The organism is Bifidobacterium apousia (assembly GCF_007559275.1).
In the GTDB taxonomy this organism is placed as follows: Bacteria; Actinomycetota; Actinomycetes; order Actinomycetales; family Bifidobacteriaceae; genus Bombiscardovia; species Bombiscardovia apousia.
This window is the reverse complement of record NZ_VMHK01000003.1, coordinates 1-24,111: the sequence shown is the minus strand read 5'-3', so window position 1 is coordinate 24,111 and position 24,111 is coordinate 1. Positions and strand designations below refer to the sequence as shown.

At 65.0% G+C, this 24,111-nt stretch carries 19 protein-coding genes; 15 read left to right on the top strand and 4 right to left on the bottom strand.

The genetic code is table 11. The features are described 5' to 3' along the window. Window positions 1-98: 98 nt before the first annotated feature. Window positions 99-1,274 carry a tryptophan-rich sensory protein gene (locus tag FPK30_RS05115; protein ID WP_144085591.1) on the bottom strand — a complete coding sequence of 392 codons (1,176 nt, stop codon included), beginning with the start codon at window positions 1,272-1,274 and terminating at the stop codon, window positions 99-101. Between the two features lie 184 nt (window positions 1,275-1,458). Between FPK30_RS05115 and FPK30_RS05110 the strand changes: the two genes are divergently transcribed. The 12 genes from FPK30_RS05110 (at window position 1,459) to hemH (ending at window position 16,207) form a co-directional block, all read left to right on the top strand. Next, window positions 1,459-2,061 carry a DNA-3-methyladenine glycosylase I gene (locus FPK30_RS05110; RefSeq protein ID WP_144085590.1) on the top strand — a complete coding sequence of 201 codons (603 nt, stop codon included), beginning with the start codon at window positions 1,459-1,461 and terminating at the stop codon, window positions 2,059-2,061. Between the two features lie 162 nt (window positions 2,062-2,223). Next, complete coding sequence (gene uvrA, locus FPK30_RS05105) at window positions 2,224-5,145, top strand: excinuclease ABC subunit UvrA (protein WP_144085724.1); 2,922 nt, start codon at window positions 2,224-2,226, stop codon at window positions 5,143-5,145. Next, window positions 5,142-7,442 carry an excinuclease ABC subunit UvrC gene (gene uvrC / locus FPK30_RS05100; RefSeq protein WP_144085589.1) on the top strand — a complete coding sequence of 767 codons (2,301 nt, stop codon included), beginning with the start codon at window positions 5,142-5,144 and terminating at the stop codon, window positions 7,440-7,442. The genes uvrA and uvrC overlap by 4 nt, the downstream gene beginning before the upstream one ends. Before the next feature lie 49 nt (window positions 7,443-7,491). Further along, window positions 7,492-8,463 (top strand): shikimate dehydrogenase family protein, encoded by a 972-nt coding sequence (locus FPK30_RS05095; protein ID WP_198199082.1) that lies wholly within the window; start codon window positions 7,492-7,494, stop codon window positions 8,461-8,463. 2 nt (window positions 8,464-8,465) lie between these two features. Continuing rightward, entirely contained in the window at window positions 8,466-9,359 is an 894-nt protein-coding gene (rapZ, locus tag FPK30_RS05090) for an RNase adapter RapZ (protein WP_144085588.1), read from the top strand. Between the two features lie 120 nt (window positions 9,360-9,479). Next, window positions 9,480-10,439 carry a DNA-binding protein WhiA gene (gene whiA / locus FPK30_RS05085; protein WP_144085587.1) on the top strand — a complete coding sequence of 320 codons (960 nt, stop codon included), beginning with the start codon at window positions 9,480-9,482 and terminating at the stop codon, window positions 10,437-10,439. Window positions 10,440-10,518: 79 nt separating this feature from the next. Beyond that, window positions 10,519-11,715 carry a phosphoglycerate kinase gene (locus tag FPK30_RS05080; RefSeq protein WP_024628061.1) on the top strand — a complete coding sequence of 399 codons (1,197 nt, stop codon included), beginning with the start codon at window positions 10,519-10,521 and terminating at the stop codon, window positions 11,713-11,715. A gap of 90 nt (window positions 11,716-11,805) precedes the next feature. Continuing rightward, complete coding sequence (gene tpiA, locus FPK30_RS05075; RefSeq protein ID WP_024628060.1) at window positions 11,806-12,588, top strand: triose-phosphate isomerase; 783 nt, start codon at window positions 11,806-11,808, stop codon at window positions 12,586-12,588. A gap of 60 nt (window positions 12,589-12,648) precedes the next feature. Then, window positions 12,649-12,897: a preprotein translocase subunit SecG gene (gene secG / locus FPK30_RS05070; RefSeq protein ID WP_101432389.1), complete on the top strand. Its 249-nt coding sequence runs from the start codon at window positions 12,649-12,651 to the stop codon at window positions 12,895-12,897. A 233-nt stretch (window positions 12,898-13,130) separates the two neighbouring features. Then, window positions 13,131-13,889 carry a hydrogen peroxide-dependent heme synthase gene (hemQ, locus tag FPK30_RS05065; RefSeq protein WP_144085586.1) on the top strand — a complete coding sequence of 253 codons (759 nt, stop codon included), beginning with the start codon at window positions 13,131-13,133 and terminating at the stop codon, window positions 13,887-13,889. A 4-nt stretch (window positions 13,890-13,893) separates the two neighbouring features. Then, window positions 13,894-15,291: an MFS transporter gene (locus FPK30_RS05060; RefSeq protein WP_144085585.1), complete on the top strand. Its 1,398-nt coding sequence runs from the start codon at window positions 13,894-13,896 to the stop codon at window positions 15,289-15,291. After that, on the top strand, window positions 15,284-16,207 hold the full coding sequence (hemH, locus tag FPK30_RS05055; RefSeq protein ID WP_144085584.1) for a ferrochelatase: 924 nt from the start codon (window positions 15,284-15,286) through the stop codon (window positions 16,205-16,207). The genes FPK30_RS05060 and hemH overlap by 8 nt, the downstream gene beginning before the upstream one ends. A 107-nt stretch (window positions 16,208-16,314) precedes the next feature. Here hemH and tal read toward each other — a convergent pair whose 3' ends face one another. Next, a complete protein-coding gene (tal, locus tag FPK30_RS05050; RefSeq protein WP_144085583.1) occupies window positions 16,315-17,424 on the bottom strand; it encodes a transaldolase in 1,110 nt (369 codons plus the stop codon). A gap of 155 nt (window positions 17,425-17,579) precedes the next feature. After that, window positions 17,580-19,682, bottom strand: a complete 2,103-nt coding sequence (gene tkt / locus FPK30_RS05045; protein WP_144085582.1) for a transketolase — start codon at window positions 19,680-19,682, stop codon at window positions 17,580-17,582. Between the two features lie 184 nt (window positions 19,683-19,866). Here tkt and hrcA point away from each other — a divergent pair, with 184 nt between their 5' ends. Together hrcA and dnaJ are read left to right on the top strand one after the other, a co-directional pair. Next, window positions 19,867-20,940 (top strand): heat-inducible transcriptional repressor HrcA, encoded by a 1,074-nt coding sequence (gene hrcA, locus FPK30_RS05040; RefSeq protein WP_144085722.1) that lies wholly within the window; start codon window positions 19,867-19,869, stop codon window positions 20,938-20,940. An 84-nt stretch (window positions 20,941-21,024) separates the two neighbouring features. After that, window positions 21,025-22,161: a molecular chaperone DnaJ gene (gene dnaJ, locus FPK30_RS05035; RefSeq protein WP_144085581.1), complete on the top strand. Its 1,137-nt coding sequence runs from the start codon at window positions 21,025-21,027 to the stop codon at window positions 22,159-22,161. On the opposite strand, the gene FPK30_RS05030 is transcribed toward dnaJ, so the two are convergent. Then, window positions 22,154-22,966, bottom strand: coding sequence for a fructosamine kinase family protein (locus tag FPK30_RS05030; RefSeq protein ID WP_144085580.1), 813 nt, complete (start codon window positions 22,964-22,966; stop codon window positions 22,154-22,156). The genes dnaJ and FPK30_RS05030 overlap by 8 nt on opposite strands. 145 nt (window positions 22,967-23,111) lie before the next feature. Here FPK30_RS05030 and FPK30_RS05025 point away from each other — a divergent pair, with 145 nt between their 5' ends. Then, the gene (locus tag FPK30_RS05025) at window positions 23,112-23,987 is read left to right on the top strand and encodes an undecaprenyl-diphosphate phosphatase (RefSeq protein WP_029678827.1); all 876 of its coding nucleotides are present in this window, start codon (window positions 23,112-23,114) and stop codon (window positions 23,985-23,987) included. The last annotated feature ends 124 nt before the right edge of the window (window positions 23,988-24,111 follow it).

The following is a 24,111-nucleotide window of genomic DNA, read 5'->3' as shown; positions in this document are numbered from 1 at the left end:
TCCTTATGGATTCAAAACTTGCAAGGAATCATGGTAGCAAGAAGCAAGCCCCGCCAGTGCGTCTCGGCTGACGGGGCAATGGATGGATCATGGATGGATCAGCGGCGGACCAGCCTGAACTTGTTCCAGGGGAAGTAGACCAGGAAGGCGCCCACGGCGGTCAGGGCGATGACCAGCACGCCCATGGCGGCCGCGAAGGAGAAGATCCTGATGCCGATGCCCATGCAGGCCCAGATGACCACCAGGCCGAAGACCCAGTCCTTGCCGTGCCTGTTCATCAGGTAGGCAACCGCCAGGAGCGCGCCGACCACGATGATGGTGGCGAATCCTTGGACGGCACTGCCGACCTTGTGCCCGGCCACCACCATGTATCCGGCATTGACCAGGGTGGCTACGCTCAGCCAGCTGGCGTAGATGGACAGGGGAATCCAGTCCAAGGCCTTGGCGGCGGTGGGGGTCCCGGCCTTGGTGGCGTCCCGGCGCACCAGGGCGTAGAGCATCCAGGCCAGCACGGTCAGAATGATGATGATGACCAGGGCCCAGAAGTTGCGTTCCATGTGCCACAGGGCCAGCCAGGCGATGTTCAGGCAGCAGGTGGCCACGAAGAGCAGCCCGCTCAGCGTAAAGGGCAGGAAGCCCAGGCGTTTGCGGCTTGGCCCGGCCAGGCAGAAGCGGAAGAGCCAGATGGCCAGGGCGATGTAGATGACCCCCCAGATGGCGAAGACGTAACCGGCAGGCATGATCCACAGGTCGACCTTGCGAGCCAGCCCGCCCACGGTCGTGCCATGGAAGTGGTAGACCTCCGCATAGCCGTTGAAGCCCACCATGGCCACCCAGGCCACCCAGAGCAGGATGTCCTCGAAGAGCTTCCAGCCGCGCCCCTTGGAGGATTCCTGCTCCTTTTCAGGCTGACCCTGCTGTTGTTCCGGTTCCTTGGCTTGATTTGATTCCTTCTCTGCCTCATTTTCATCGCCGCTGCGATCAGAACGAGTCTCGCCTCCATTGGCGGTCTCGGCGGCACTGGTTTTTCCAGCCGGCGCCTTCTTCGACGAATCACCAGACTGCTTGGCTGTGGCACCAGAAGGCGATGAACCTGAGCTGGACGAGTCTGGAGTTGACCTATTCGAAGTCGACGAATTTGAAGATGCCGAACGTGCACTTGCCGAGTTCGCGGATGATTGGCCGCCCTGCATGGCAGGGGAGGTGCGCTTGGCCCTCTCGACCGGGTCCTCGTCGTCGGTCCAGAGTCTGCGCGGATTGTCCTTGTCAGTCATGGCACATGCTTCCTCTCCTTGCCGGCCGCAACCGTACTGCCGCCATGGGGATGGCCCCGGGCATGGGCCGACCGGCCTCTGCTTCAACTCTAAAACGACCTGCCAGACTCAGCGGTATTGACCACCCGGTCCGGGCGCCCGTCGGTGCTAGCCTGAAGCCGAAAACTGGAGAGGGGAGTGCCAGATGGCCGAACCTGTATATCGCTGCGACTGGGCTCAGGTGGACGATCCGCTCATGCGCAGCTACCACGACCATGAGTGGGGCCGCCCCCTGCACGGCTCCCAGAGGCTTTTCGCCATGCTCTCCCTGGAGATCTTCCAGTGCGGGCTCAGCTGGCAGCTGGTCCTGCACCGCCGCCAGGCCCTCTTCAAGGATTTCGACAACTTCGATATTCAAGCAGTCGCCGCCTTCGATGCCGACCGAATCAACTCTCTCATGGCTGACCCGGCCATCATCCGCAATCGGCGGAAAATCGAAGCCACGGTCGCCAATGCCGCCCTGATCGCCCGCCGATTTCCCGGGGAGGCATTCGACCGCTACTGCTGGTCCTTCACCGGCGGGCTGACCATCAACCACGACTACCCGGACGATCCCTCCATACCGCGCTATGACCACCTGTCGGCCATCGTCTGTAAGGACATGCGCGACCTGGGCCTGCGCTTTCTGGGGCCGGTGACCGTCCATTCCTTTCTCCAGGCGGCCGGCATGATCAACGACCATCAGCACGACTGCTTCCTCAATGGCTGCGGCCGTCCGCCCTTGGATCCGCCCGCCCCGGCCATCTAAGCCGTCATCGAACACCTGTTCGAATTATTCGGCCCCGGCGATAGTATGGTCAGGCTTTGGCCTCAGCCTTGGCCATGGGTCTTCAGGGAAGCGGATGGGAAGCACGTGAAGCAGCAGAACAAGCCTAAGTCGACAGTGGACGCGGCCATCGAGAACCCGCGCATGATCGAATCCAAGGGGTCCCTGGTGGCGGACCTGTCCATGGTGCCCAACGACCGCAAGATCGTCATCCAGGGCGCCCGGGCCCACAACCTCAAGAACGTCAACCTGTCCATACCCCGCAACCGGATGGTGGTCTTCACCGGCTTGTCGGGCTCCGGCAAGTCCTCCCTGGCTTTCGACACCCTCTTCGCCGAGGGTCAGCGCCGTTACGTGGAGTCCCTCTCCGCCTATGCCCGCCAGTTCCTGGGCCAGATGGACAAGCCCGACGTGGACTTCATCGAGGGCCTGAGCCCTGCCGTCTCCATCGATCAGAAGACCACCAATCGCAACCCCCGGTCCACCGTGGGCACCATCACCGAGGTCTACGACTACCTGCGTCTGCTCTTCGCCAGGACAGGCATTCCCCACTGCCCGGTCTGCGGGGCCGAGGTGCGCGCCCAGTCGCCGCAGCAGATCGTCGACACTCTCATGTCCAGGCCGGAGGGGACCCGTTTCCAGCTGCTGGCTCCCATCGTCAAGGGCCGTAAGGGCGAGTTCGTGGAGACCCTTGAGCTCCTGCGCTCCGACGGCTACTCCAGGGCCATCATCGACGGGGACATGCACCAGCTGTCCGACTCCATCAAGCTGACCAAGCAGAAGAAGCACACCATCGAGGTGGTCGTGGACCGGCTGGTCATCCGTGAGGGCATGCGCCAGCGCTTGACCGACTCTGTGGAGACCGCCCTGCGACTGGCCAAGGGGACGGTGGTGGCCGACTTCGTGGATCTGGATGCCAAGGATCCCGAGCGCCGCCAGCCCTTCTCCGAAAAGCGGTCCTGCCCCAACGGCCACGAGCTGGAGCTGGACGAGATCGAGCCCCGGACCTTCTCCTTCAACGCCCCCTACGGAGCCTGCCCGGCCTGCACCGGCCTGGGATTCAACCTGGAGATCGACCCCGAGCTGGTGGTGCCCGACCCGGAGAAGAGCCTCAAGGACGGGGCCGTGGAGCCCTGGAGCGGCACCAAGAGCCAGCAGCGCTTCTACGGCCACCTGCTGGACGGCCTGGCCAAGGAGATGGGCTTCTCCACCTCGACCCCCTGGAAGGATCTGCCGGAGGAAGTCCGCCATGCCGTCATGTACGGGCACGACTTCAAGGTGGACGTCTCCTACCGGAACCGCTGGGGCCGCCTGCGCGAGTACACCACCGGGTTCGAGGGCGTGGTCCGCACCCTGATGCGCCGCCACGACGAGACCGACTCGCAGCCCATGAAGCAGTACTACGAGTCCTACATGCGCGAGGTGCCCTGCCAGGTCTGCCAGGGCAAGCGCCTGAAGCCCGAGGTGCTGGCCGTGACCGTGGACGGCCTGTCCATCGCCCAGGTCTGCGACATGGCCGTGTCCGCCAGCCTGAAGTGGATCGAAGGCCTGCACATGGAGGGCGCCCAGGCCAAGATCGCCGGGGAAGTCCTCAAGGAGATCCGCGCCCGCCTGCGCTTCCTCAACGACGTGGGCCTGAACTACCTGACCCTGTCCCGGGCGGCAGCCACCCTCTCCGGCGGCGAGGCCCAGCGCATCCGCCTGGCCACCCAGATCGGCTCGGGCCTGGTGGGCGTCATGTACGTGCTGGACGAGCCCTCCATCGGCCTGCACCAGCGGGACAACGACCGGCTGATCAAGACCCTGCAGCGGCTGCGCGACCTGGGCAACACCCTGATTGTGGTCGAGCACGACGAGGACACCATCCGCCAGGCCGACTGGCTGGTCGACATCGGCCCGGGAGCCGGCGAGCACGGCGGGGAGGTCATCTTCTCCGGGCGCTCGCAGGATCTGGTCAAGGCCTCCCGTTCAATCACCGCCGACTACATCGCCGGTCGCCGTTCCATCGAGGTGCCCAAGCGCCGTCGAAAGACCAGCAAGACCCGGCAGCTGACCGTGGTGGGGGCTCGGGAGAACAACCTGAAGAACCTCAAGGTCTCCTTCCCGCTGGGGGTCATGACCCTGGTCACCGGCGTCTCCGGCTCCGGCAAGTCCACCCTGGTCAACTCCATCCTCTATCCGGTGCTGGCCGACCAGCTCAACAACGCCCGCATCGTGCCCGGCAAGCATACCAGGGTGGAGGGCGTGGACCAGGTGCGCAAGGTCATCCACGTGGACCAGAACCCCATCGGCCGCACCCCGCGATCCAACCCGGCCACCTACACCGGCGTCTGGGACAAGATCCGCCAGCTCTTCGCCAAGACCCCCGAGGCCCAGGTGCGCGGCTACGGTCCAGGCCGCTTCTCCTTCAACGTCAAGGGCGGCCGCTGCGAGACCTGCCACGGTGACGGGACCATCAAGATCGAGATGAACTTCCTGCCCGATGTCTACGTGCAGTGCGAGACCTGCCATGGCAAGCGATACAACAGGGAGACCCTGGAGGTCACCTACAACGGCAAGACCGTCTCGGATGTGCTGGACATGCCCATCGAGGAGGCCGCCCGCTTCTTCAAGGCCTATCCCTCCATCGCTCGCTACCTGGACACCCTGGTGGACGTGGGCCTGGGCTACATCCGCCTGGGCCAGCCGGCGCCCACCCTGTCCGGAGGCGAATCCCAGCGGGTCAAGCTGGCCACCGAGCTGCAGCGGCGCTCCGACGGCAAGACCGTCTACATCCTGGACGAGCCCACCACGGGCCTGCACTTCGAGGACGTGCGCAAGCTGCTCAAGGTCCTGCATGGCCTGGTCGACAAGGGCAACACGGTCATCGTCATCGAGCACAACCTGGATGTGATCAAGACCGCCGACTGGATCATCGACCTGGGTCCCGAGGGCGGCGACGGCGGCGGCACCGTGGTGGCCCAGGGCACCCCGGAGCAGGTGGCCGCCAACCCGGACAGCTGGACCGGCAAGTACCTCAAGCCCATGCTGGATCCCGCCAAGGTAGCCAAGGCCACACGATCATGACCCGCAGCTGCTTCGAGCGGCACACGCCGCAGGTATGGCGACGCACCGCCCAAGCCCTGGAGGAGGAGTCCGCCACCGGCGCTACGACCGGCGTCAACAAGAACGGCGCGCCCCTGCTGGGCGACAGCCGTGACCTCTTCCGCCCCAAGACCTCCGACATCCCCGCCCAGCCGGGGGTCTACAAGTGGCGGGACGGCGACGGCCGGGTCATCTACGTGGGCAAGGCCAAGAACCTGCGCAACCGTCTGACCAACTACTTCCAGCCCTTGGAGAACCTGCACCCGCGCACCCAGACCATGGTGCTGACGGCCCGGAGCCTGGAGTGGACCGTGGTGGGCACCGACCTGGAGTCCCTGACCCTTGAATACACCTGGATCAAGGAGTTCGACCCGCGCTTCAACGTCAAGCTGCGCGACGACAAGACCTACCCCTACCTGGCCGTCTCCGTGGGCGAGGAGTTCCCCCGGGTATGGATGACCCGCGTGCGCAAGCGGCACGACACCCGCTACTTCGGCCCCTACGCCAAGGTCTGGGACATGAAGCACACCCTGGACGCCCTGCTCAAGACCTACCCGGTGCGCACCTGCACTCCCGGCGTCTTCCGCAAGGCCAAGCTCAGCGGCCGCCCCTGCCTGCTGGCCTCCATCGGCAAGTGCTCGGCCCCCTGTGTGGGCCGGATCAGCGCCAGCGACCACCGTCGTCTCTGCACTGAGCTGACCGGGGTCATCACCGGCAGGCTGGGCAAGAGCTACCGGGCCGGGCTGACCAGGAACATGCAGAAGGCCAGCAAGGATCTGGACTTCGAGAAGGCCGCCCGCCTGCGCGACCAGATCGCCATGCTGGACACGGTCATCGAGCAGAACGCCGTGGCCTTCGCCTCCAACGTGGATGTGGACGTCTTCGGCGTGGCCTCGGACGAACTGGAGGCCTCGGTCCACGCCTTCTTCGTGCGCTCGGGAGCCATCCGCGGCGAACGCAACTGGAGCGTGGAGCGGGTCGAGGACGTCTCCGACAGCGAACTGATCAGCGACCTGTTGGTGCAGGTCTACTCGGATCTGATGAATGAGAACGACAGCGAGCTGCACAAGCTGCCCGGGGATTCCGACATTCCTGTCTCCATCAGCCAGGACAGGGACGCCATGGGTTCCACCCAGAAGGTCACGGCCCTGGATGCCGAAGCGCGGGCCAAGGCCACCAGGAGCCGGCATCGCCATCAGGATCAGACCGGACGCGCCGACCTGCTGGCCCCCATCTCCCCGGTGCCTCCCGAGGTCATTGTCCCCATCCAGCCCGACCGGACCGGCGACCTGCAGGAGTGGCTGCGGGGGCTGCGCGGGTCCTCAGTGACCATCCGGGTGGCCAGCCGGGGTGAGAAGAAGTCCCTGATGGACCGGGCCAACGCCAACGCCCGCCAGGCCCTGCAGCGCAGCAAGCTCAGCCGCATGAGCGACATGGGCACCCGCACCCAGGCCATGAACGACGTGGCCAAGGCACTGGGCCTGGACCGAGCTCCGCTGCGCATCGAGTGCTACGACATTTCCAACACCGTGGGCGGCCAGTTCCAGGTGGCCTCCATGGTGGTCTTCGAGGACGCAGTCCCCAAGAAGTCCGAATACCGCCGTTTCGCCATCCGCGGCGAGGACGGCAAGGGCGCTGTGGACGATATGAGCGCCATCTACGAGACCCTGACCAGGCGCTTCCGACACGGCAACATTGCGGGTGACAGCGGCGACAGCCTGGAGGCCGAGCGCAAGGCCAGCGACAAGGCGCCCGAACTGGTGGAGCAGGAGGAGGGGGCCATCGTCCAGCAGAACACCGCGGCCCGCCACTTCGCCTACAAGCCCAACCTGGTCGTGGTCGACGGCGGCAAGCCCCAGGTGACCGCCGCCGCCCGGGCCCTGCACGACTGCGGGGTGGACGACGTGGCCCTGTGCGGGCTGGCCAAGCGCCTGGAGGAGGTCTGGGTGCCTGACGACGACTATCCCATCATCCTCAAACGCCAGTCCGAGGGCATGTACCTGCTGCAGCGTGTGCGCGACGAGTCCCACCGGTTCGCCATCACCTACCACCGGCAGACCCGGCGCAAGGGTGCCCTCCGGTCGGCCCTGGACGAGATTCCGGGCATCGGCCCCGCCTACCAGAAGAAGCTGCTCAATCACTTCGGGTCGGTCAAGCGCATGCGCCAGGCATCCCAGGAGGAGCTGGAGGCCGTCAAGGGCATCGGCTCGGCCAAGGCCGAGGCCATCTACCAGGCCCTGCACAGCGACCAGGATCAGGCCGGGGACAGCCAGCGATAAAATGGCTCAGAAGGCTGGCAGAAGGCCATGCCCTGATCGTGATTGGTGCGTGATTGCAGATATGAATGGGCCTGATCGTCGTTGTGCCGTCCTGGGCGACCCCATCAGCCATTCCCTTTCGCCCCTCCTGCATCGCTCAGCCTATGCCGCGCTTGGCCTGGACGGCTGGCGTTACGACCGTGTGCGCATGGACGCTGACGGCCTGGCGGACTTTATCCATGGCCTTGACCCGTCCTGGGCCGGTCTCAGCCTGACCATGCCCTTGAAGAGTGCCGTCGGCCCCTTGGGCGATTTTCGTGACTGCTGGTCCAGGATCCTGGGCGTAGCCAACACCGCAGTCTTTGAGCAGGGTGGCCCCGCCAATGGGCTGTCCCTGTACAACACCGACGTGGAGGGGATTGTGGCTGCCCTGCTGGAGGCTGCCGGCCGCTGCCGGCCCGGCGAAGACCCTGACGATCTGGCCGCCCTGCTGAAGGCAGCAGGTCAGGGTCGGCAGGGCCAGCTTCCCGACCAGCCGTATAGGGGAGCGCGGGCCCTGGTCATCGGCAACGGGAACACCGCCGAGTCCGCCTTCTGCGCCTTGAAGGTGCTGGGGGTCGTGCGTGTGGATCTGCTGGCCCGCAATCCGAAGCACTGCGACCATATGCTGGACCTCGCTTCCCGATTGGACCTGCCTGAGCCAACCGTCACCGCCATGGACCAGGCTGAGGCAGCCGAAAAAGCCTTGGCCGGGGCCGATATTGTCGTCTCTACCCTGCCTTCGGGTGCTGCCGACCCCCTGGCCGATTTGTTCAATACGGCTGACGACCCTGGCCGCATGAGCCCGGTCCTGCTGGATGTGGCCTATGACCCCCGGCCCACCCCGCTCATGAAGGCCTTCTGCCGTCGGCCGGGCGCACGGGCCATCAGCGGTGAACGCATGCTGCTTTATCAAGCCGTGCGTCAGGTGGCGCTGATGACCGACCGACCCTTGGCCGCTGTTCCGGTGGCCGCCATGGACCAAGCCTTGAGGGAGGCATGACGATGACGACGGAAAAACCGCCCTTCGCAGGCTTCGAGGTACTGCTGATCACGGGCATGTCCGGCGCAGGCCGCTCCCACGCTGCCGACTCCATGGAGGATATGGGATGGTATGTGGTCGACAACATGCCCCCGCGCCTGCTGGTGCCCCTGGTCGACATGATGACCTCGGCCGGAAGCTCCCTGCACCGCCTGGCTGCCGTCATCGACGTCCGGTCCCGCTCCTACTTCGACGACCTGTCGGCCGTGCTCAGCCACCTGGACGATCTAGGCGTGCGCTGCCGCATCCTCTTTCTGGATGCCTCCGACCAGGTGCTGGTCAAACGCTATGAGTCCGTCCGCCGACCCCACCCCCTGCAGGGCTCGGGCCGCCTGATCGACGGCATCCATGAGGAGCGCCGCCTGTTGGGCGGGCTCAAGGAGCGTGCCGACATGGTCATCGACACCTCCAACCTGAGCATCCATCAGCTCTCCACCCGCCTGTACGAAATGGTCCTGGGCTCCGGCCCGACCACCGTGGGCGTGCACATCATGAGCTTCGGATTCAAGTACGGCCTGCCCATCGATGCCGACTTCGTAGCCGACGTGCGCTTCCTGCCCAACCCCTACTGGGTCCCCGAGCTGCGGGACCTGAACGGCCATGACGGCCCGGTCCGCGACTATGTGATGGCCAGCAAGGGCGCCAAGGAGTTCCTGGATGCCTACACGACGGCCATTCTGACCGCGCTCAGCGGCTATGCGCGCGAGGACAAGCACTATGTGACCATCGCCTTTGGCTGCACTGGCGGACAGCACCGCTCAGTGGCCATGGCGGACGCTCTGGCCGCCCGTCTGCGGTCCCGGGGAATGGAGGTGACGGTCTCGGCCCGCGAGCTGCCGCACCGTTCCCGCGGATAGCCAAAGGCGCAATTTGTCCAAGATATTCGGTATCACAGTAATCCGGTGGTCGGCGCGGCAGGTGTGTCGCGCGGCCAAGAAGTATTCATTTTTCAGTATTTTTTCGTAGGAGGACGGCTCTTGGCCCTACTTGATGATGTCAAAAGCGAGCTGGCCGCGATTGACAACGAACCCCCCTCTGCCAAGAAAGCACAATCGGCGGCCATGATCCGCTTTGGCGGCGGACTGCACATCATTCAGCGTCACATCGTGGTGGAAGCGCAATTCGACTCCCTGCCGGCAGCGCAGTGGTTGCAGAACACCATCAGGGACGTCTACGGCCATGATTCCGATCTGATCCAGGTCAAGCGGCAGGCCCCCACCGGCAACCTGACCCGCTATTCGGTCCGCGTGCTGCGGGCGGGCGGCGCCCTGGCCCTGCAGACCGGCCTGCTGGACCGTCGCAAGCATCCGGTTCGCGGTCTCCCCGCCGACATCGTCTCCGGGAACATCGCCCAGGTCAAGGCCGCCTGGCGAGGGGCCTTCCTGGCCCATGGCGAGCTGTCCGACCCGGGCAAGGCCTCCTACCTGGAGATCGTCTGCCCTGGATCCGAAGCCGCCCTGGCCCTGGTGGGCGCCGCCCGCCGTCTGGGCATCAACGCCAAGGCCCGCCAGGTGCGCAGCTCCGAGCGTGTCACTCTGCGCGACCCGGACGTGATCGAACGCATGCTCAACCTGATGGGCGCCCCCAAGTCCTCCCGTGAGTGGACCGGCAAGCGCAGCGACGGTGAATCCCGCGGCAAGGCCAACCGCCTGGCCAACTTCGACGATGCCAATATGCGCCGCTCCGCCAAGGCCGCCGTCGAGGCCAGCGCCAAGGTCACCAAGGCCTTCCAGATTCTGGGCGATGACATCCCCGAGAACCTGCGTGCGGCCGGCCAGCTTCGTCTGGACCACCGCGAGGCCTCCCTGGAAGAGCTGGGCCGCCTGGCCGACCCGCCGGTCACCAAGGATGCCATCGCCGGACGCATCCGCCGTCTGCTGCAGCTGGCCACCAAGGTCGAAAAGAAGAGGGCCGAGGAAGAGGCCACACAAGAGTGAGATAGCTCACACAGGTCGGTCTGCCTGAGTACCATGGCAGGGGAGCGGGCGCATGGACCCGCAGTCAGAAAGGATACGCATGAAAACACTGAAGAGCCTCGGTGATCTCAAGGGCAAGCGCGTGCTCGTCCGCGCGGACTTCAACGTGCCGCTGGACGGCACCACCATTACGGACGACGGCCGCATCCGCGCCGCCTTGCCAACCATCGAGCAGCTTCGTGGCCAGGGCGCCAAGGTCATCCTCATGGCCCACCTGGGTCGCCCCAAGGGCAAGGTCGTTCCCGAGCTGAGCCTGGCCCCCGTGGCCGCCCGCCTGGGCGAGCTGCTGGGCGTGCAGGTCCCCCTGGCCGAGGACACCTATGGTCCCGATGCCCATGCCAAGGTGGCCGCCATGAACGACGGCGACGTGGTTCTGCTGCAGAACGTGCGCTACAACCCCGAGGAGACCAGCAAGGACGAGGCCGAGCGTGACGCCTACGCCCGCAAGATCGCCGACCTGGGCGATGTCTTCGTCTCCGACGGCTTCGGCGTGGTCCACCGCGCCCAGGGCTCCAACTACTCCGTGGCCAAGTTCCTGCCCTCCGCAGCAGGCCTGCTGGTCGAGAAGGAAGTCAAGGCCCTGTCCAAGGCGACCGAGAACCCCGAGCGGCCCTTCACGGTGGTCCTGGGCGGCTCCAAGGTCTCCGACAAGCTGGGCGTCATCGAGAACCTGCTCAGCAAGGCCGACCGTCTGGTCATCGGCGGCGGCATGGTCTTCACCTTCCTCAAGGCCGAGGGCTATGAGGTCGGCTCCTCCCTGCTGGAGGAGGATCAGGTCGACACCGTCAAGGGCTACATGGCCACCGCCCGCGAGAAGGGCGTGGAGCTGGTCCTGCCCACCGACATCGTGGTGGCTGACGAGTTCAAGGCGGATTCGCCCCACCAGGTGGTTCCTGCCGACGGCATCCCTGCAGACAAGATGGGTCTGGACATCGGTCCCGACTCCCAGAAGCTCTTCCACGACAAGATCGTGGACTCCAAGACCGTGGTCTGGAACGGTCCCATGGGCGTCTTCGAGTTCCCGGCATTCGCCGATGGCACCCGGGCTGTGGCCCAGGGCCTGGTCGACGCCACCAAGGCCGGAGCCTTCACCATCGTCGGAGGCGGCGACTCCGCCTCGGCCGTGCGCAACCTGGGCTTCCCCGAGGATGGCTTCTCGCACATCTCCACCGGCGGCGGCGCCTCCCTGGAGTTCCTTGAGGGCAAGGAGCTTCCGGGCCTGAAGGTGCTGGAGTAAAATCGGCAGACAGACGGGCAATGCCGGGTCACCGGGTTTCGCATCCGGCGGCCCGGCATTGTTGTTGTTGCGCGGATGGAAAGGTCTGGTATGGCACGCATTCCCTTGGTGGCCGGCAATTGGAAGATGAACTTCGACCACCTGGAAGCCACCTATTTCGTGCAGAAGCTGGCCTGGCTCCTGCGCGACGCCCACTTCGACCGCAGGCGCTGCCAGGTGGCTCTGATGCCCGCCTTCACCGCCCTGCGTTCCGTCCAGGTGCTGGTGGAGGCCGACAACCTGCCCATCGAATACGGGGCTCAGGCCGTCTCAGTCACCGCCCAGGGCGCCTTCACCGGGGATGTGTCCGCGGACATGCTGGCTCAGCTGGGCTGCAGCTACGTCATCGTGGGCCACTCCGAGCGGCGCAAGTACCATCCTGAGGACGATGCCAACATCGTCGACCAGGTCCGGGCCGTCCTGGCTGCAGGCATGAAGCCCATCCTCTGCGTGGGGGAGAGCTACGAGGAGCGCCGCCAGGGCATCCAGCTGGACTTCGCCGTTGGCCAGGTCAACGACGTCACCCGCGACCTGGCCAAGGAGGACATGGAAAACCTGATCGTGGCCTACGAACCGGTCTGGGCCATCGGCACGGGCATGGTGGCCACCCCGGACACCGCTCAACAGGCCGCCCGGGCCATCCGCGACCACATCTCAGGCAAGTTCGGAGAGCCTGCCGGCCAGGCCGTCCGCATTCTTTACGGCGGCTCGGTCACCTCCAAGAACGCCTCCCAGATGATCACCCAGCCGGACGTGGACGGCTTTCTGGTGGGCGGCGCCTCCCTTGATGTGGAGGAGTTCGCGCGGATCGTGCGACTGGCTGCCAAGGGCTGATGCGTTTTTCCCCGGGTGTCTGTATACTTGTTCCCAGTTCCTTACATGGAGGTATGTGCCGTGACCATTGTCAAGATTGTGCTCGAAGTCGTTGTGATCCTCGCCAGCATACTGCTGACCATGCTGATTCTGCTGCACAAGGGCAAGGGCGGCGGCCTGTCCGACATGTTCGGCGGCGGAATCGGTTCCAACGCTGGCACCTCAGGCGCAGCCGAGAAGAATCTGAACCGGCTGACCATTATCGTGGCCCTGATCTGGGTGGCCATCATCATCGCCTTGGATCTCATTACCAAGTACAAGCTGGCCTGATTCCAGCAACCAATACCTGCAATACCTGACCCCGGCATCGACCGGGGTTTTTCCATATCTGGGCGACTTTAATGCAAGGTCCATAGTCCTTGACTATTACCACAATATGTCATTCACAATGCACCGATAATCCAACGATCCAGCCGGCTGACGGATAGAGTGAGTAACTGTGTGCCGAATTAGCGGCATATCACACGTTGTCGTGCAAGCTAAGCAAGCGAAAGGATGTGCTCATGGCTGAGCAAGCTGCACCGAGCCTGGAGGGCTGGTTCTGCCTCCATCTCTTCTGGAAGATCGATTGGGCCAAGTGGCGCCGAGTGCCCCAGGACGAGCGCCGGGAATGCCTGGATGGGTTCAAGGCCCTGGCCGCACAGCTGGACGAGGTCCAGTCCCAGGGCAAGGGTAGCCACTACTGGTGCCAGGTCAACGGGCAAAAGGCCGACCTGGGCCTGATGGTTCTTAGGGAGACCCTGGATCAGCTGCAGGAGGTCGAGACCTCCCTGGAGAAGCTGCGCATCTCCGATTATCTGGAGCCGACCATCTCCTATGTGTCGGTCACCGAGGTGGGCCTCTACTCGGGCGAACCGACCACGGACCGTGGCTGGTCCTACGTCAACGCCAGTCTGCATCCCAAGACCCCTGACAAGCCCTACATCTGCTTCTATCCCATGTCGAAGACCCGGGTCCCCGGCGCCAACTGGTACACGCTGCCCTACGACCAGCGCAAGGCCTACATGCACGACCATGGCAAGATCGGCCGTTCCTACGCCGGCAAGGTCTCCATCATCCTGACGGGCTCCATCGGCCTGGACGACTATGAGTGGGGCGTCACCCTCTTCGCCGACGACGCTGTCCAATTCAAGAAGATCGTCACCGAGATGCGCTACATCGAAGCCAGCTCCATCTACGGCGAATTCCCCTACTTCCTGGTAGGCACCCGGACCGATCCTGAGCGCATCGACAGGCTGCTCACGGACCAGTTGGGACAGTAGCACCATGTCCACAAGAGAGCGAAGATCGATCCTTTCCACGCCCATATGGTTCTTCATGGTCATCGTCTTCATCACCCAGCTGGATGGGGGAGCGGTGCCGACCATGCTGCCGTCCATCACACGGACCTTCGGCCTGACCACCATGGGCTCCTCCTGGGTGGTCGGACTCTACACCCTGGGACTGGTGGTGGGCACCCCCATCACCTCCAACCTCTCCGACGCCCACGGGACCAGGAAGGTCTTCCTCTGGGAGCTGGCCTTCTGGTTCCTTGGATGTCTGATGACGGCGGTCTCGCCCAACTATGCGGTCATGCTGCTGGGCCGGTTCATCCAGTCCCTGGGAGACAGCGGCATCATGGTCCTGTCCATGAACGTCCTGCTGCAGCGCGCCCGCAGGAACAACCAGGGCAGGAAGGTCTCCACGGTGGGCATCATCGCCGGCCTTTCCGCCATGGTCAGCCCGGTCCTTTCGGGCATGCTCCTGGGCATCACCCACGGATGGCGGGCCTACTACTTCATGATGCTGCCCTTCCTGGCCATTTTGTTTGTTCTGGCCTGGTTCATGATGGGCGACTCGAAGACCGACCGCGCCTGGAAGACCGACTACCTGGGCCTGGGCTCCTTCAGCATCGCTCTGGCCCTGCTGATGGTGGCGATCACCTTCCTGCAGTACGGCACGACCTATCTGGCTTTGATCATCGGATGCCTCCTGGTCACCGTGGTGGCCGGCGCGGTCTTCCTGGTGCATGAGCGCAATCTGGGCGGTTCAAGCGAGACCATGCCCTTCCTGCCCATCCGCCTGCTCAAGCTGCCCTCCTACGGGCTCACCCTGCTGCTGGGGACCCTGGGAGGCATGTTCTTCTCCCTCTTCGTCTACATTCCAACCTATGTCCACTCCGTCTTCGGGCTCCCGGTCCGCTCGGCCGGCATGGTCATGGTCGGCGTCGGGCTCGGCTCTGTGGTCGGGTCCTGGCTGGGCGGTCTCCTGGTCGACAAGTTCGGCTACCGGACCACGCTCGTCTTTTCATCGTCGCTGATAGGCCTGATGGCCCTGGTGATCACCCTGACCCTGCACAACCTGCAGCTCTTCATGGTCCTGTCCTTCCTGATGGGGGTGGGCATGGGCTCCATGATGTCCTCGCCGCTCCAGGTCATCGCCGGAAGGCTGGCCGGGCCCGAGAACCGCATGCAGGCCATCGGCGGGCTGTCGGCCTGCAAGAAGATCGGCACCACCATCGCCCCCCTGCTCTTCGCCTCAGCCATTGAGCTGGGCAAGTCGGGCGGACAGGCCGGGCTGGCCTCCTACAGGAACATGTTCCTGGTGGTCATCGTCATAGCCCTGGTCAATATCGGCCTGACATACTGCATTCCATTTTCACAGAAAGAAGTTGCTGATGACTGAACCTACAGCAGTCCTCCTCATGGCGTACGGCACCCCCTACCAGGAGTCCGACATCAAGGGGTACTACACCAACATCCGCCATGGGCAGGAGCCGCCCAAGCCGCTCATGGACCAGCTGGTCGGCCGTTACAAGGCCATCGGCCTGCCTTCGCCCCTGGCAAGGATCACCACGGCCCAGCGCGACGGCCTCCAGGCTGCGCTGGACAAGGCCCACCCCGGCGCCTACAAGGTCTACGAGGGGCTGAAGTACATCGCCCCCTTCATCAAGGATGCGGTCGACCAGATCGCCGCCGACGGCATCACCAGGGTCATCGGCCTGCCGCTGGCCCCGCAGTACTCCTCCTATTCGAGCGAGGACTACCACAACCGTGCCCGCAAGGCCGTCGAGGCCCATCCGGGCATGGAATACCTGCCCGTGAGCTCCTGGTGGAACCACCAGGAGCTGATCCACTTCTGGAGCGACCAGCTGGTGGCCAAGAAGGATCTGACCGACCGGCCGGACACCAAGGTGATCTTCAGCGCCCACTCCCTGCCCCTGCGCATCATCCAGGGAGGGGACCCCTACAAGGATGAGGTCATCGGCCTGTCCAATGCCGTGGCTCAGGCCGCCGGTCTCAATGAGGACCAGTACGTGCTGGCCTGGCAGTCGGCTGGCCGCACCCAGGAGCCCTGGATCGGCCCTGATTTCGTCAAGGTGGCCAAGGATCTGATCACCGAGAGCGGCATGAAGACCATCGTCTCCGCCTCGATCGGCTTCATCGCCGACAACCTGGAGATCTGCTATGACGTGGACATGGAGCTGGCCAAGGCCATCGAGTCCGCCGGCGGCACCCTGACCAGGCTGAACATGCCCAACGACAGCCCAGCCCTGATCGCCACCCTGCAGCAGGTGGTCGAGGAGACCAAGGCCGAGTAACCGATATCAACGAGTAACTGATATCAATTGTGCCCCGTCCGGTTCAAATCGGACGGGGCACAATTTTTAATAGCTGCGACTGTCAGTCAGCGACTGTCATCAGGCGCTCAGCCGTTGACGCGGTCGATGCCCTTCTGCACGTCCGAGAGGACCGAATCCCAGGAGTCGATGAAGGCGGCGACGCCATCGGCCTCCAGCTTGTCGGTCACGTCCTTGATGCTGATGCCCAGGTCAGCCAGCTTCTGCATCACCTGGTGGCTCTCCTCGTAGGTGCCCTTGACCGAGGGAGCGCCGTTGCCGTGGTCGGCCAGAGCGTTCAGGGTCTTCTCAGGCATGGTGTTGACCACGTCAGGGGCCACCAGCTCGTCCACGTACTTGCAGTCGGAGTAGGCGGCGTTCTTGGTGCCGGTGGAGGCCCAGAGCGGACGCTGACGCTTGGCGCCCTTGGCTTCCAGGTCGGCCCAGCGGGGATCGCTGTCGAAGGCCTTCTCGAAGAGCTCGTAGGCCAGGCGGGCGTTGGCCACAGCGGCCTTGCCCTCCAGGGACTTGGCCTCGTCAGAGCCGTTGGCCTCCAGCAGCTTGTCGACCGCGGTGTCCACGCGGGAGACGAAGAAGGAGGCGACCGAGCCCATGTGCTTCAGGTCATGGCCGTTCTTGTCGGCCTGGACCATGCCCTCGATGAAGGCGTCGATGACCTGCTTGTAGCGCTCCAGGGAGAAGATCAGGGTCACGTTGACCGAGATGCCCTTGGCCAGGGTGGCGGTGATGGCAGGCAGGCCCTCCAGGGTGGCGGGGATCTTGATCATGGCGTTGGAACGGTCAACCTTGTTCCAAAGCTCTTCGGCCTGCTTCTCGGTCTCTTCGGTGTTGTGGGCCAGACGAGGATCAACCTCGATGGAGACGCGTCCATCCACGTAGTCGGTCTTCTCGGCGACCTCGCGGAAGATGTCGGTGGCGTTGCGCACGTCGGTGGTGGTCAGCTCGCGGACGGCCTCCTCGACGGGGATGCGGCCCAGCTGCTTGAGCTGTTCGTCATAGGGACCCACCTGGCTCAGGGCCTTCTGGAAAATCGAGGGGTTGGTGGTCACGCCCACCACATTGCGCTCAGCGATGAGCTGCTGCAGATTGCCCGACTCGATGCGGGTGCGGCTCAGATCGTCCAACCAGATCGAGACACCTGAATCACTGGTGCGCTGGGTGTTTGCATTTTCTGCCATCTTGTCACTCCTTATTTGGGTTCCCGATGGAATCACATTCACTATGCACTACCGGGAAGTCTGTTGCTGTATTCCCGCAGACCCGCGTTTCGGGCGTGCCTGCAGGGGAGGGGGCCGGCGTCGCGGACGGCCCCCGATTGATCACGATGCCGGGTTCAGCGGGCCCGACGGACTTCCTCCAGGGAGGCCTGTGCTGCTTCGACCACATGATCGGCGGTGATGCCCAGGTCGCGCATGTTCTCGTCGCCGCTGCCCTGCAGGCCGAACTGCTCGATGGAGACGGGCTTGCCATAGCTGCCCAGGTACTTGTACCAGGGCGTGGCCAGTCCGGCCTCGACGGAGACGCGGGCCTTGACGGAGGCGGGCAGAACGGCTTCCTTGTACTCGTCGTCCTGCTCCTCGAACCACTCCAGCGAGGGCACGGAGATGACGCGGGCCTTGACGCCCTGCTCAGCCAGGGTCTTGGAGGCGACCACAGCGTGCTGCACCTCGGAGCCGGTGGCCATGATGAGCACATCAGGCTGGCCCTCGGTGTCGACCAGCACGTAGGCGCCCTTGCGCACGCCTTCGCGGGCCTTGGCCTTGGTCTCCTCCAGGGTGGGCACGCCCTGCCTGGTCAGGATCATGGCCGTGGGGTGGGTGTTGTCCTTCTCGAAGAAGGCGCGGTAGGCCTCAGCGGTCTCGTACTGATCGGCCGGGCGCACAACCTCCATCTGGGGGATGGCGCGCATGGCGGTCAGGTGCTCGATGGGCTGGTGGGTGGGGCCATCCTCGCCCAGGGCCACGGAGTCGTGGGTCCAGACATACAGGTTGGGGATGTCCATCAGGGCGGCCAGGCGCACCGAGGGGCGCTCATAGTCGCTGAACTGGAAGAAGGTCCCGTTGTAGGGCCTGGTGTCCGAACCCAGCAGGATGCCGTTGGTGATGGCGCCCATGCCGAACTCACGCACGCCGAAGTGCAGCTGGCGGCCGTACTTGCTGGCCTTGGGCCACTGGACGGTCTTGTCGGCCTCGGGGGCGAAGGAGACGGCACCGTTGATGTTGGTGTTGTTGGAGCCGCCCAGATCGGCGGATCCACCCCAGAGCTCGGGCATGATGGGGGCCAGGGCGTTGATGACTGCGCCGGAGGCCTTGCGGGTGGCCACCTTGGAGCCGGGCTCGAAGCCAGCCTCCAGGTCGTCCAGGGCCTTGTCGAAGCCCTCGGGCAGCTTGCCGGCATGGATGCGGTCGTAGAGGTCGGCCTTGTCGGGGTTGGCCTTGCGCCAGGCCTGGTACTTCTCGTCCCAGTCCTTGTGGGCGGCCAGGCCGCGCTGGGCGACCTCGCGGGCGTGGGCCAGGGCCTCCTCGTCGATCTGGAAGCTCTGCTCAGGGTCGTAGCCCAGGGTCTTCTTCAGGCCGGCGACGGCCTCGGCGCCCAGGGCTGAGCCGTGGGCTGAAGGATCGTTGGTCTTGCCGGGGGTGGGCCAGGCCATCAGGGTGTCCACCTTGATGAACTTGGGCCGGTCGGTGACCTGCTCGGCCTTCTCCAGGACGGCAGCCAGGCCCTCGACGTCCTCCTTGTAGGAGCCGTCGGGCTGGATGAAGCTGAACTCGTCGGTGTACCAGCCGTAGGCCTGGTAGCGCTTGAGGATGTCCTCGCCCAGGGCGATGCGGGTGTCGCCCTCGATCTGGATGTGGTTGGCATCGAAGATGACGGTCAGGTTGCCCAGGCGCTGGTCGCCGGCCAGGGAGCTGGCCTCGGAGGAGACGCCCTCCTCGACGTCGCCCTCGCCGCAGATGACCCAGATCTTATGGTCGAAGGGGGACTGCCCCTCGGGTGCATCCGGATCCAGCAGACCGCGCTCGTAGCGCTGACCATAGGCGAAGCCCACGGCCGAGGCCAGACCCTGGCCCAGCGGGCCGGTGGTCATCTCGATGCCGGGGGTCAGGCCGTACTCGGGGTGGCCGGGGGTCCTGGTGCCGGCGGTGCGGAAACGCTTCAGATCATCCAGGGTCAGTCCGTACCCGGAGAAGTAGAGCTGCACGTACTGGGTCAGCGAGGCGTGGCCGCCGGAAAGAATGAACCGATCACGCCCAACCCAGTCGGGGTCGTTGGGGTCGTGACGGATGAAGTGCTGGTAGAGCGCGTAAGCGATGGGCGCCAGCGAAATAGGGGAGCCGGGGTGGCCGCTTCCGGCCTTCTCGACCGCGTCGGCCGAGAGGACCTTGGCCATCTTGACAGCCCGCTCATCGAGTTCGGACCATGTGAAATCTGCCATATGGTGCTGCTTTCCTTCCAATCTAGAGGTCTCCATGTTCGACTTGTGTCGAAAATGTTCGATTACCTTCACATTGCGCTTCCATCGTATCGGTTTGAGACGACACAATTCGGCTCTTCGCGCGACATTTTGGCACTCTCATGGCCCGAGTGCTAATAATGAAACCATGACGGAAGGAGCGACATTGCCTAATACCAGACGCATGCTGGTGCTGCGCGCGGTCGTCGAGGACTATATTCGTTCTCGCGAGCCGGTAGGGTCAGGTTCGCTCACCAGAAATCATCAGCTTGGAGTCAGCTCCGCCACCGTGCGCAACGACATGGCGGCCCTGGAGAGCGAGGGCTACCTGGTCCAGCCCCACACCTCGGCCGGCCGCATCCCCACTCAGAAGGGCTACCGCTACTTCGTCGACAGGCTGGCCACCATCGTGCCCCTGTCCGCCGCGCAGCGCCGGGGGATCAATGCCTTCCTGTCCGGGTCGGTCAACCTGGAGGACACCCTGCAGCACGCCGCCCGGCTTCTGGCCCAGATCACCGGGCAGATCGCCGTGGTGGCCTCGCCCTCCCTGGCCAGCTCGAACCTGCGCCGGGCCGAGCTTATAGGACTGAGCCGGGGGACCGTGCTTATGGTGGTCATCACCGACACCGGCCGGGTGGTCCAGCGCACCCTGCACGGGCCCCTGCAGGAGGACCCGAACGCCCTGGCGGATCTGTCCGACAAGATCAACCGACAGTGCCAGGACCTGCCCCTGGACCGCGCCGCCGACCGCTGCCGCATGCTGGCCGACTCCCTCACCGAGGGCCGAGACAAGTCCATGCTGCGCCTGGTGGCCACGGTCTTCGACGAGATGGCCACCCGGGAACAGACCAGCGGCCTCTACATGGCCGGCACCTCCCAGCTGACCCACAGCCAGGCCGTCTCCCTGGGGGACCTGGGCTCGCTGCTGGACGCCCTGGAGGAACAGGTGGTGCTCATGCGGCTCATGCGGGCCCAGAGTGAGCTCTCACGTGAAAGCAACGGGGTTAGCGTGGCCATCGGCACCGAGACCCGGACCCCGGAGCTGGCCCACGCCTCGGTGGTGACCAGCGGATACGGGCATGCCCGGTCCAGGCAGACCGACGGCTCCGAAGCCGACGAGCCCGTGGCCTTCGTAGGCTCCATCGGCCCGACCCACATGGACTATCCGGCTACCATGAGCGCGGTTCGTGCCGTCGCCTCGTATTTGACCGGTTTCCTGGCCGGCGACGGGGAGCCGTGACCGTCAAGGCAAACGCATAAGTCATAGGTATCGTGGGCCCATGCAACTATGGGTCGAGAGGGCATCAAACGAAAAGGATGATCGGTGGCAGATTACTACGAGGTTTTGGGAGTCGAGCGCGGCGCGAGCGATCAGGACATCAAGCGTGCCTATCGCAAGATGAGCCGCAAGTACCACCCGGACATCGCCGGGCCTGAATACGAGGACAAGTTCAAGGAGGTCAACAGCGCCTACGAGGTGCTCTCCGACCCCGAGAAGCGGCGCATGTACGACGCGGGCGTAGACCCCAACGACCCGCAGGCCTCCCAGGGAGGCAGCCCCTTCGATATGGGCGACGTCTTCAACCAGTTCTTCGGCGGCGGCTTCGGGGGCGCCGCCCAGGGGCCCATTCCGCGCACCCAGCCCGGCCGGGACGCCCTGGCCCAGGTCTCCGTGGACATGAAGACCGCCATCTTCGGCGGCGTGGTACGCGCCCCCATCAGCACCTACGGCCTCTGCCAGGAGTGCGGCGGCTCGGGGGCCCAGAAGGGGACCTCCCCGGTGACCTGCCCGGTCTGCAACGGCAAGGGCTACGCCCAGAAGGTGGTGCGGACCCTGCTGGGGCAGATGATGAGCCAGGCACCCTGCGAGCGGTGCGAGGGCCACGGCACCATCATCGAGCACCCCTGCCCGGTCTGCAACGGCCACGGCCGTGTGCGCACCCGGCGCGAGGTGGGCGTCAACGTGCCCGCAGGCGTGGCTGACGGCTCCCGGCTGCGGCTGGCCTCCCAGGGCGAGGTGGGCGAGGGCGGCGGTGCCGCCGGCGACCTGTACATAGACATCACCATCAAGCCCGACAAGCACTACACCCGCAGCGGCCAGGACCTGCACTGCTGGATCGCCGTGCCCATGACCTGGGCCGTGCTGGGCCACCAGGTTGACCTGGAGACCTTCGACGGCCAGCGCCAGGTGGATATCCCCGCCGGCTGCCAGCCCGACCAGGAGATCACCATCAAGGGCCTTGGAGTAACCAGGCTCGGCAACCGGGAGGAGCGCGGCGACATCATCGTCCACGTGCTGGTCCAGATCCCTACCAAGCTGGACGACGATCAGCGCCGCCTGATTGAAGACTTCGCCAACAGCCACGACTCCGAAGCCAGGCAGGTCCCGCAGAGCGCCAAGCCTGCCGGAGTCGGGGGCCGCAAGGGGATCTTCGGCAAGCTCAAGGACATCTTCAGCTGAGTCGGCTGAGTCCGCCCAGCAGCGACCGGCACATGGACCGGTACTCGCTCACATAGCCACCGCCGAAGAAGGCGCAGTGCCCGGCGATGGCGTAGAGCTGCCAGAGCGTGGTCCGGTTCTGGTAGCCGGCCGCCAGGGGATGCACGCTCTGGTAGCCGTCCAGAATCTGCCCCAGGTAGGGGATGCCGAACAGCTGCAGCATGGCCAGGTCCTCCTCGCGGTGGCCGCCATGGGCCGCAGGGTCGATCAGGACGGCCTGGGTGTTCCCGTCGTTCCTGGTCCACATGACGTTCCCGCTCCACAGGTCCCCGTGGACCCGGGCGGGCTTGTCATTGGCAGCCGCGCCCAGCAGCTCCGGCAGGGCCTGGATCACCTCTTCGGTCATCTTCATGTCCTCGCGGTTCAGGGCGCGCCGATCCATGGCCATGCCCACCATGGGCTCCAGCCGCCCCTTGGCCCAGTAGGTGGCCGGGTCGTCCCAGGCACCCACATCCATGGGCAGCGGATCCTGCAGGGGTCCGAAGTAGCAGGTGCCCGTGTAGCCCTCGGGCGCGGAACCGAAGTGGTCGGCCCCGGCATCATGCATGTGGGCAAGCTGGGCGCCGAAACGGTAGGCCGCACCAGGCGTGGGGGAGGCGGAGGCCACCTCCTCGATGTCCAGGTAGTCCGGGCCCCAGTCGTAGACGTCCACCACCCGGGGACCGCCCTGCGCCTGGGCCTGGCCCAGCCATTGCAGCCCGCGCCCCTCGCACTCGAAGAATCCCGCCGGGGCCCCGCCCCTGGATTTTCTGTAGGTCTTGGCCATGATGATCCACACCCCTAATCGTCGAGTCGTCGATTCCGACAAGACCCATTGTGGGCATTCTGCGAGACATGCCCGGCCCTTGGCTCTGCCTGCCCCGCGCGGTGGCTATGCTTGCCATTGTTGTCCGACATAGCAAGAGGGGTCCATGAATTTCTTCGAAGCCATTCTGTTCGGCCTGGTGCAGGCCCTGACGGAGTATTTCCCCGTCTCATCCAGCGCCCATATCCGCATCGTGGGCGGTCTGCTGGGCCAGGACCCGGGCGCGGCCTTCACAGCCATCATCCAATTCGGCACCGAGCTGGCGGTCCTGCTCTACTTCCGGCATGACATTGCCCGCATACTGACCCACTGGTTCCGCTGCCTGGCCGGCAAGGACGGCTCCTCCTGGCGTGAGCGGATGGGCTCCAAGGACCATGACGCGGCCCTGGGCTGGTACATCATTCTGGGAACCCTGCCCATCGTGGTGGCGGGACTGCTCTTCCAGAAGATCATCGAGACCAAGCTGCGCAACCTCTGGATCACCGTGGTGGTGCTGATCGTCTTCGGCCTGCTGCTGGACTACTTCGACCGCCACGGCCGCCAGAACAAGGAGATCCGGCAGATGAGCGCCCGCGACGCCCTGCTCTTCGGCATCGGGCAGATGCTGGCCCTGATCCCCGGCGTCTCCCGCTCGGGCGGCACCATGACCTTCGGTCGCGCCCTGGGCTACACCCGCGAGTCCGCCACCCGGGTCAGCTTCCTCATGGCTATCCCCGCCGTCTTCGGCGCCGGCATCCTCGAGACGGTAAAATCCTTGAAAAACATCAACGCGGACGCCGCCTTCCCCGGCTGGGGGGCCACCATCTGCGCCACCGTGGTCAGCTTCCTGCTGGGATACATCGTCATCATCGCCTTTTTGAAGATCGTCTCGCGCTTCTCCTACCGGGGATTCGTCATCTACCGGATCGGCCTGGCCATCTTCGTGGCCATCATGCTCATGGTCGGCGCCCTGCCCGCAGTGGGCGGCGTGGCGGCCAGCTGAGCCTGGGTGAATTGCCGGGGGATTCGACGCTCACATCGGTGCGTGATACGATTTGCTCATGCGCTGCCCATGGTTGCGGGGGACTGGGTCAGCCAAGCGTTTGAATCCTTTGGGGAGGTTTGTT

What these genes read in the sequence shown, in the direction of transcription:
- FPK30_RS05115 (WP_144085591.1), bottom strand. Translation starts at nt 1,274, where the DNA reads ATGACTGACAAGGACAATCCGCGCAGACTCTGGACCGACGACGAGGAC.
- FPK30_RS05110 (WP_144085590.1), top strand. Translation starts at nt 1,459, where the DNA reads ATGGCCGAACCTGTATATCGCTGCGACTGGGCTCAGGTGGACGATCCG.
- uvrA (WP_144085724.1), top strand. Translation starts at nt 2,224, where the DNA reads ATGATCGAATCCAAGGGGTCCCTGGTGGCGGACCTGTCCATGGTGCCC.
- uvrC (WP_144085589.1), top strand. Translation starts at nt 5,142, where the DNA reads ATGACCCGCAGCTGCTTCGAGCGGCACACGCCGCAGGTATGGCGACGC.
- rapZ (WP_144085588.1), top strand. Translation starts at nt 8,466, where the DNA reads ATGACGACGGAAAAACCGCCCTTCGCAGGCTTCGAGGTACTGCTGATC.
- FPK30_RS05080 (WP_024628061.1), top strand. Translation starts at nt 10,519, where the DNA reads ATGAAAACACTGAAGAGCCTCGGTGATCTCAAGGGCAAGCGCGTGCTC.
- tpiA (WP_024628060.1), top strand. Translation starts at nt 11,806, where the DNA reads ATGGCACGCATTCCCTTGGTGGCCGGCAATTGGAAGATGAACTTCGAC.
- hemQ (WP_144085586.1), top strand. Translation starts at nt 13,131, where the DNA reads ATGGCTGAGCAAGCTGCACCGAGCCTGGAGGGCTGGTTCTGCCTCCAT.
- FPK30_RS05060 (WP_144085585.1), top strand. Translation starts at nt 13,894, where the DNA reads ATGTCCACAAGAGAGCGAAGATCGATCCTTTCCACGCCCATATGGTTC.
- hemH (WP_144085584.1), top strand. Translation starts at nt 15,284, where the DNA reads ATGACTGAACCTACAGCAGTCCTCCTCATGGCGTACGGCACCCCCTAC.
- tal (WP_144085583.1), bottom strand. Translation starts at nt 17,424, where the DNA reads ATGGCAGAAAATGCAAACACCCAGCGCACCAGTGATTCAGGTGTCTCG.
- tkt (WP_144085582.1), bottom strand. Translation starts at nt 19,682, where the DNA reads ATGGCAGATTTCACATGGTCCGAACTCGATGAGCGGGCTGTCAAGATG.
- FPK30_RS05030 (WP_144085580.1), bottom strand. Translation starts at nt 22,966, where the DNA reads ATGGCCAAGACCTACAGAAAATCCAGGGGCGGGGCCCCGGCGGGATTC.
- FPK30_RS05025 (WP_029678827.1), top strand. Translation starts at nt 23,112, where the DNA reads ATGAATTTCTTCGAAGCCATTCTGTTCGGCCTGGTGCAGGCCCTGACG.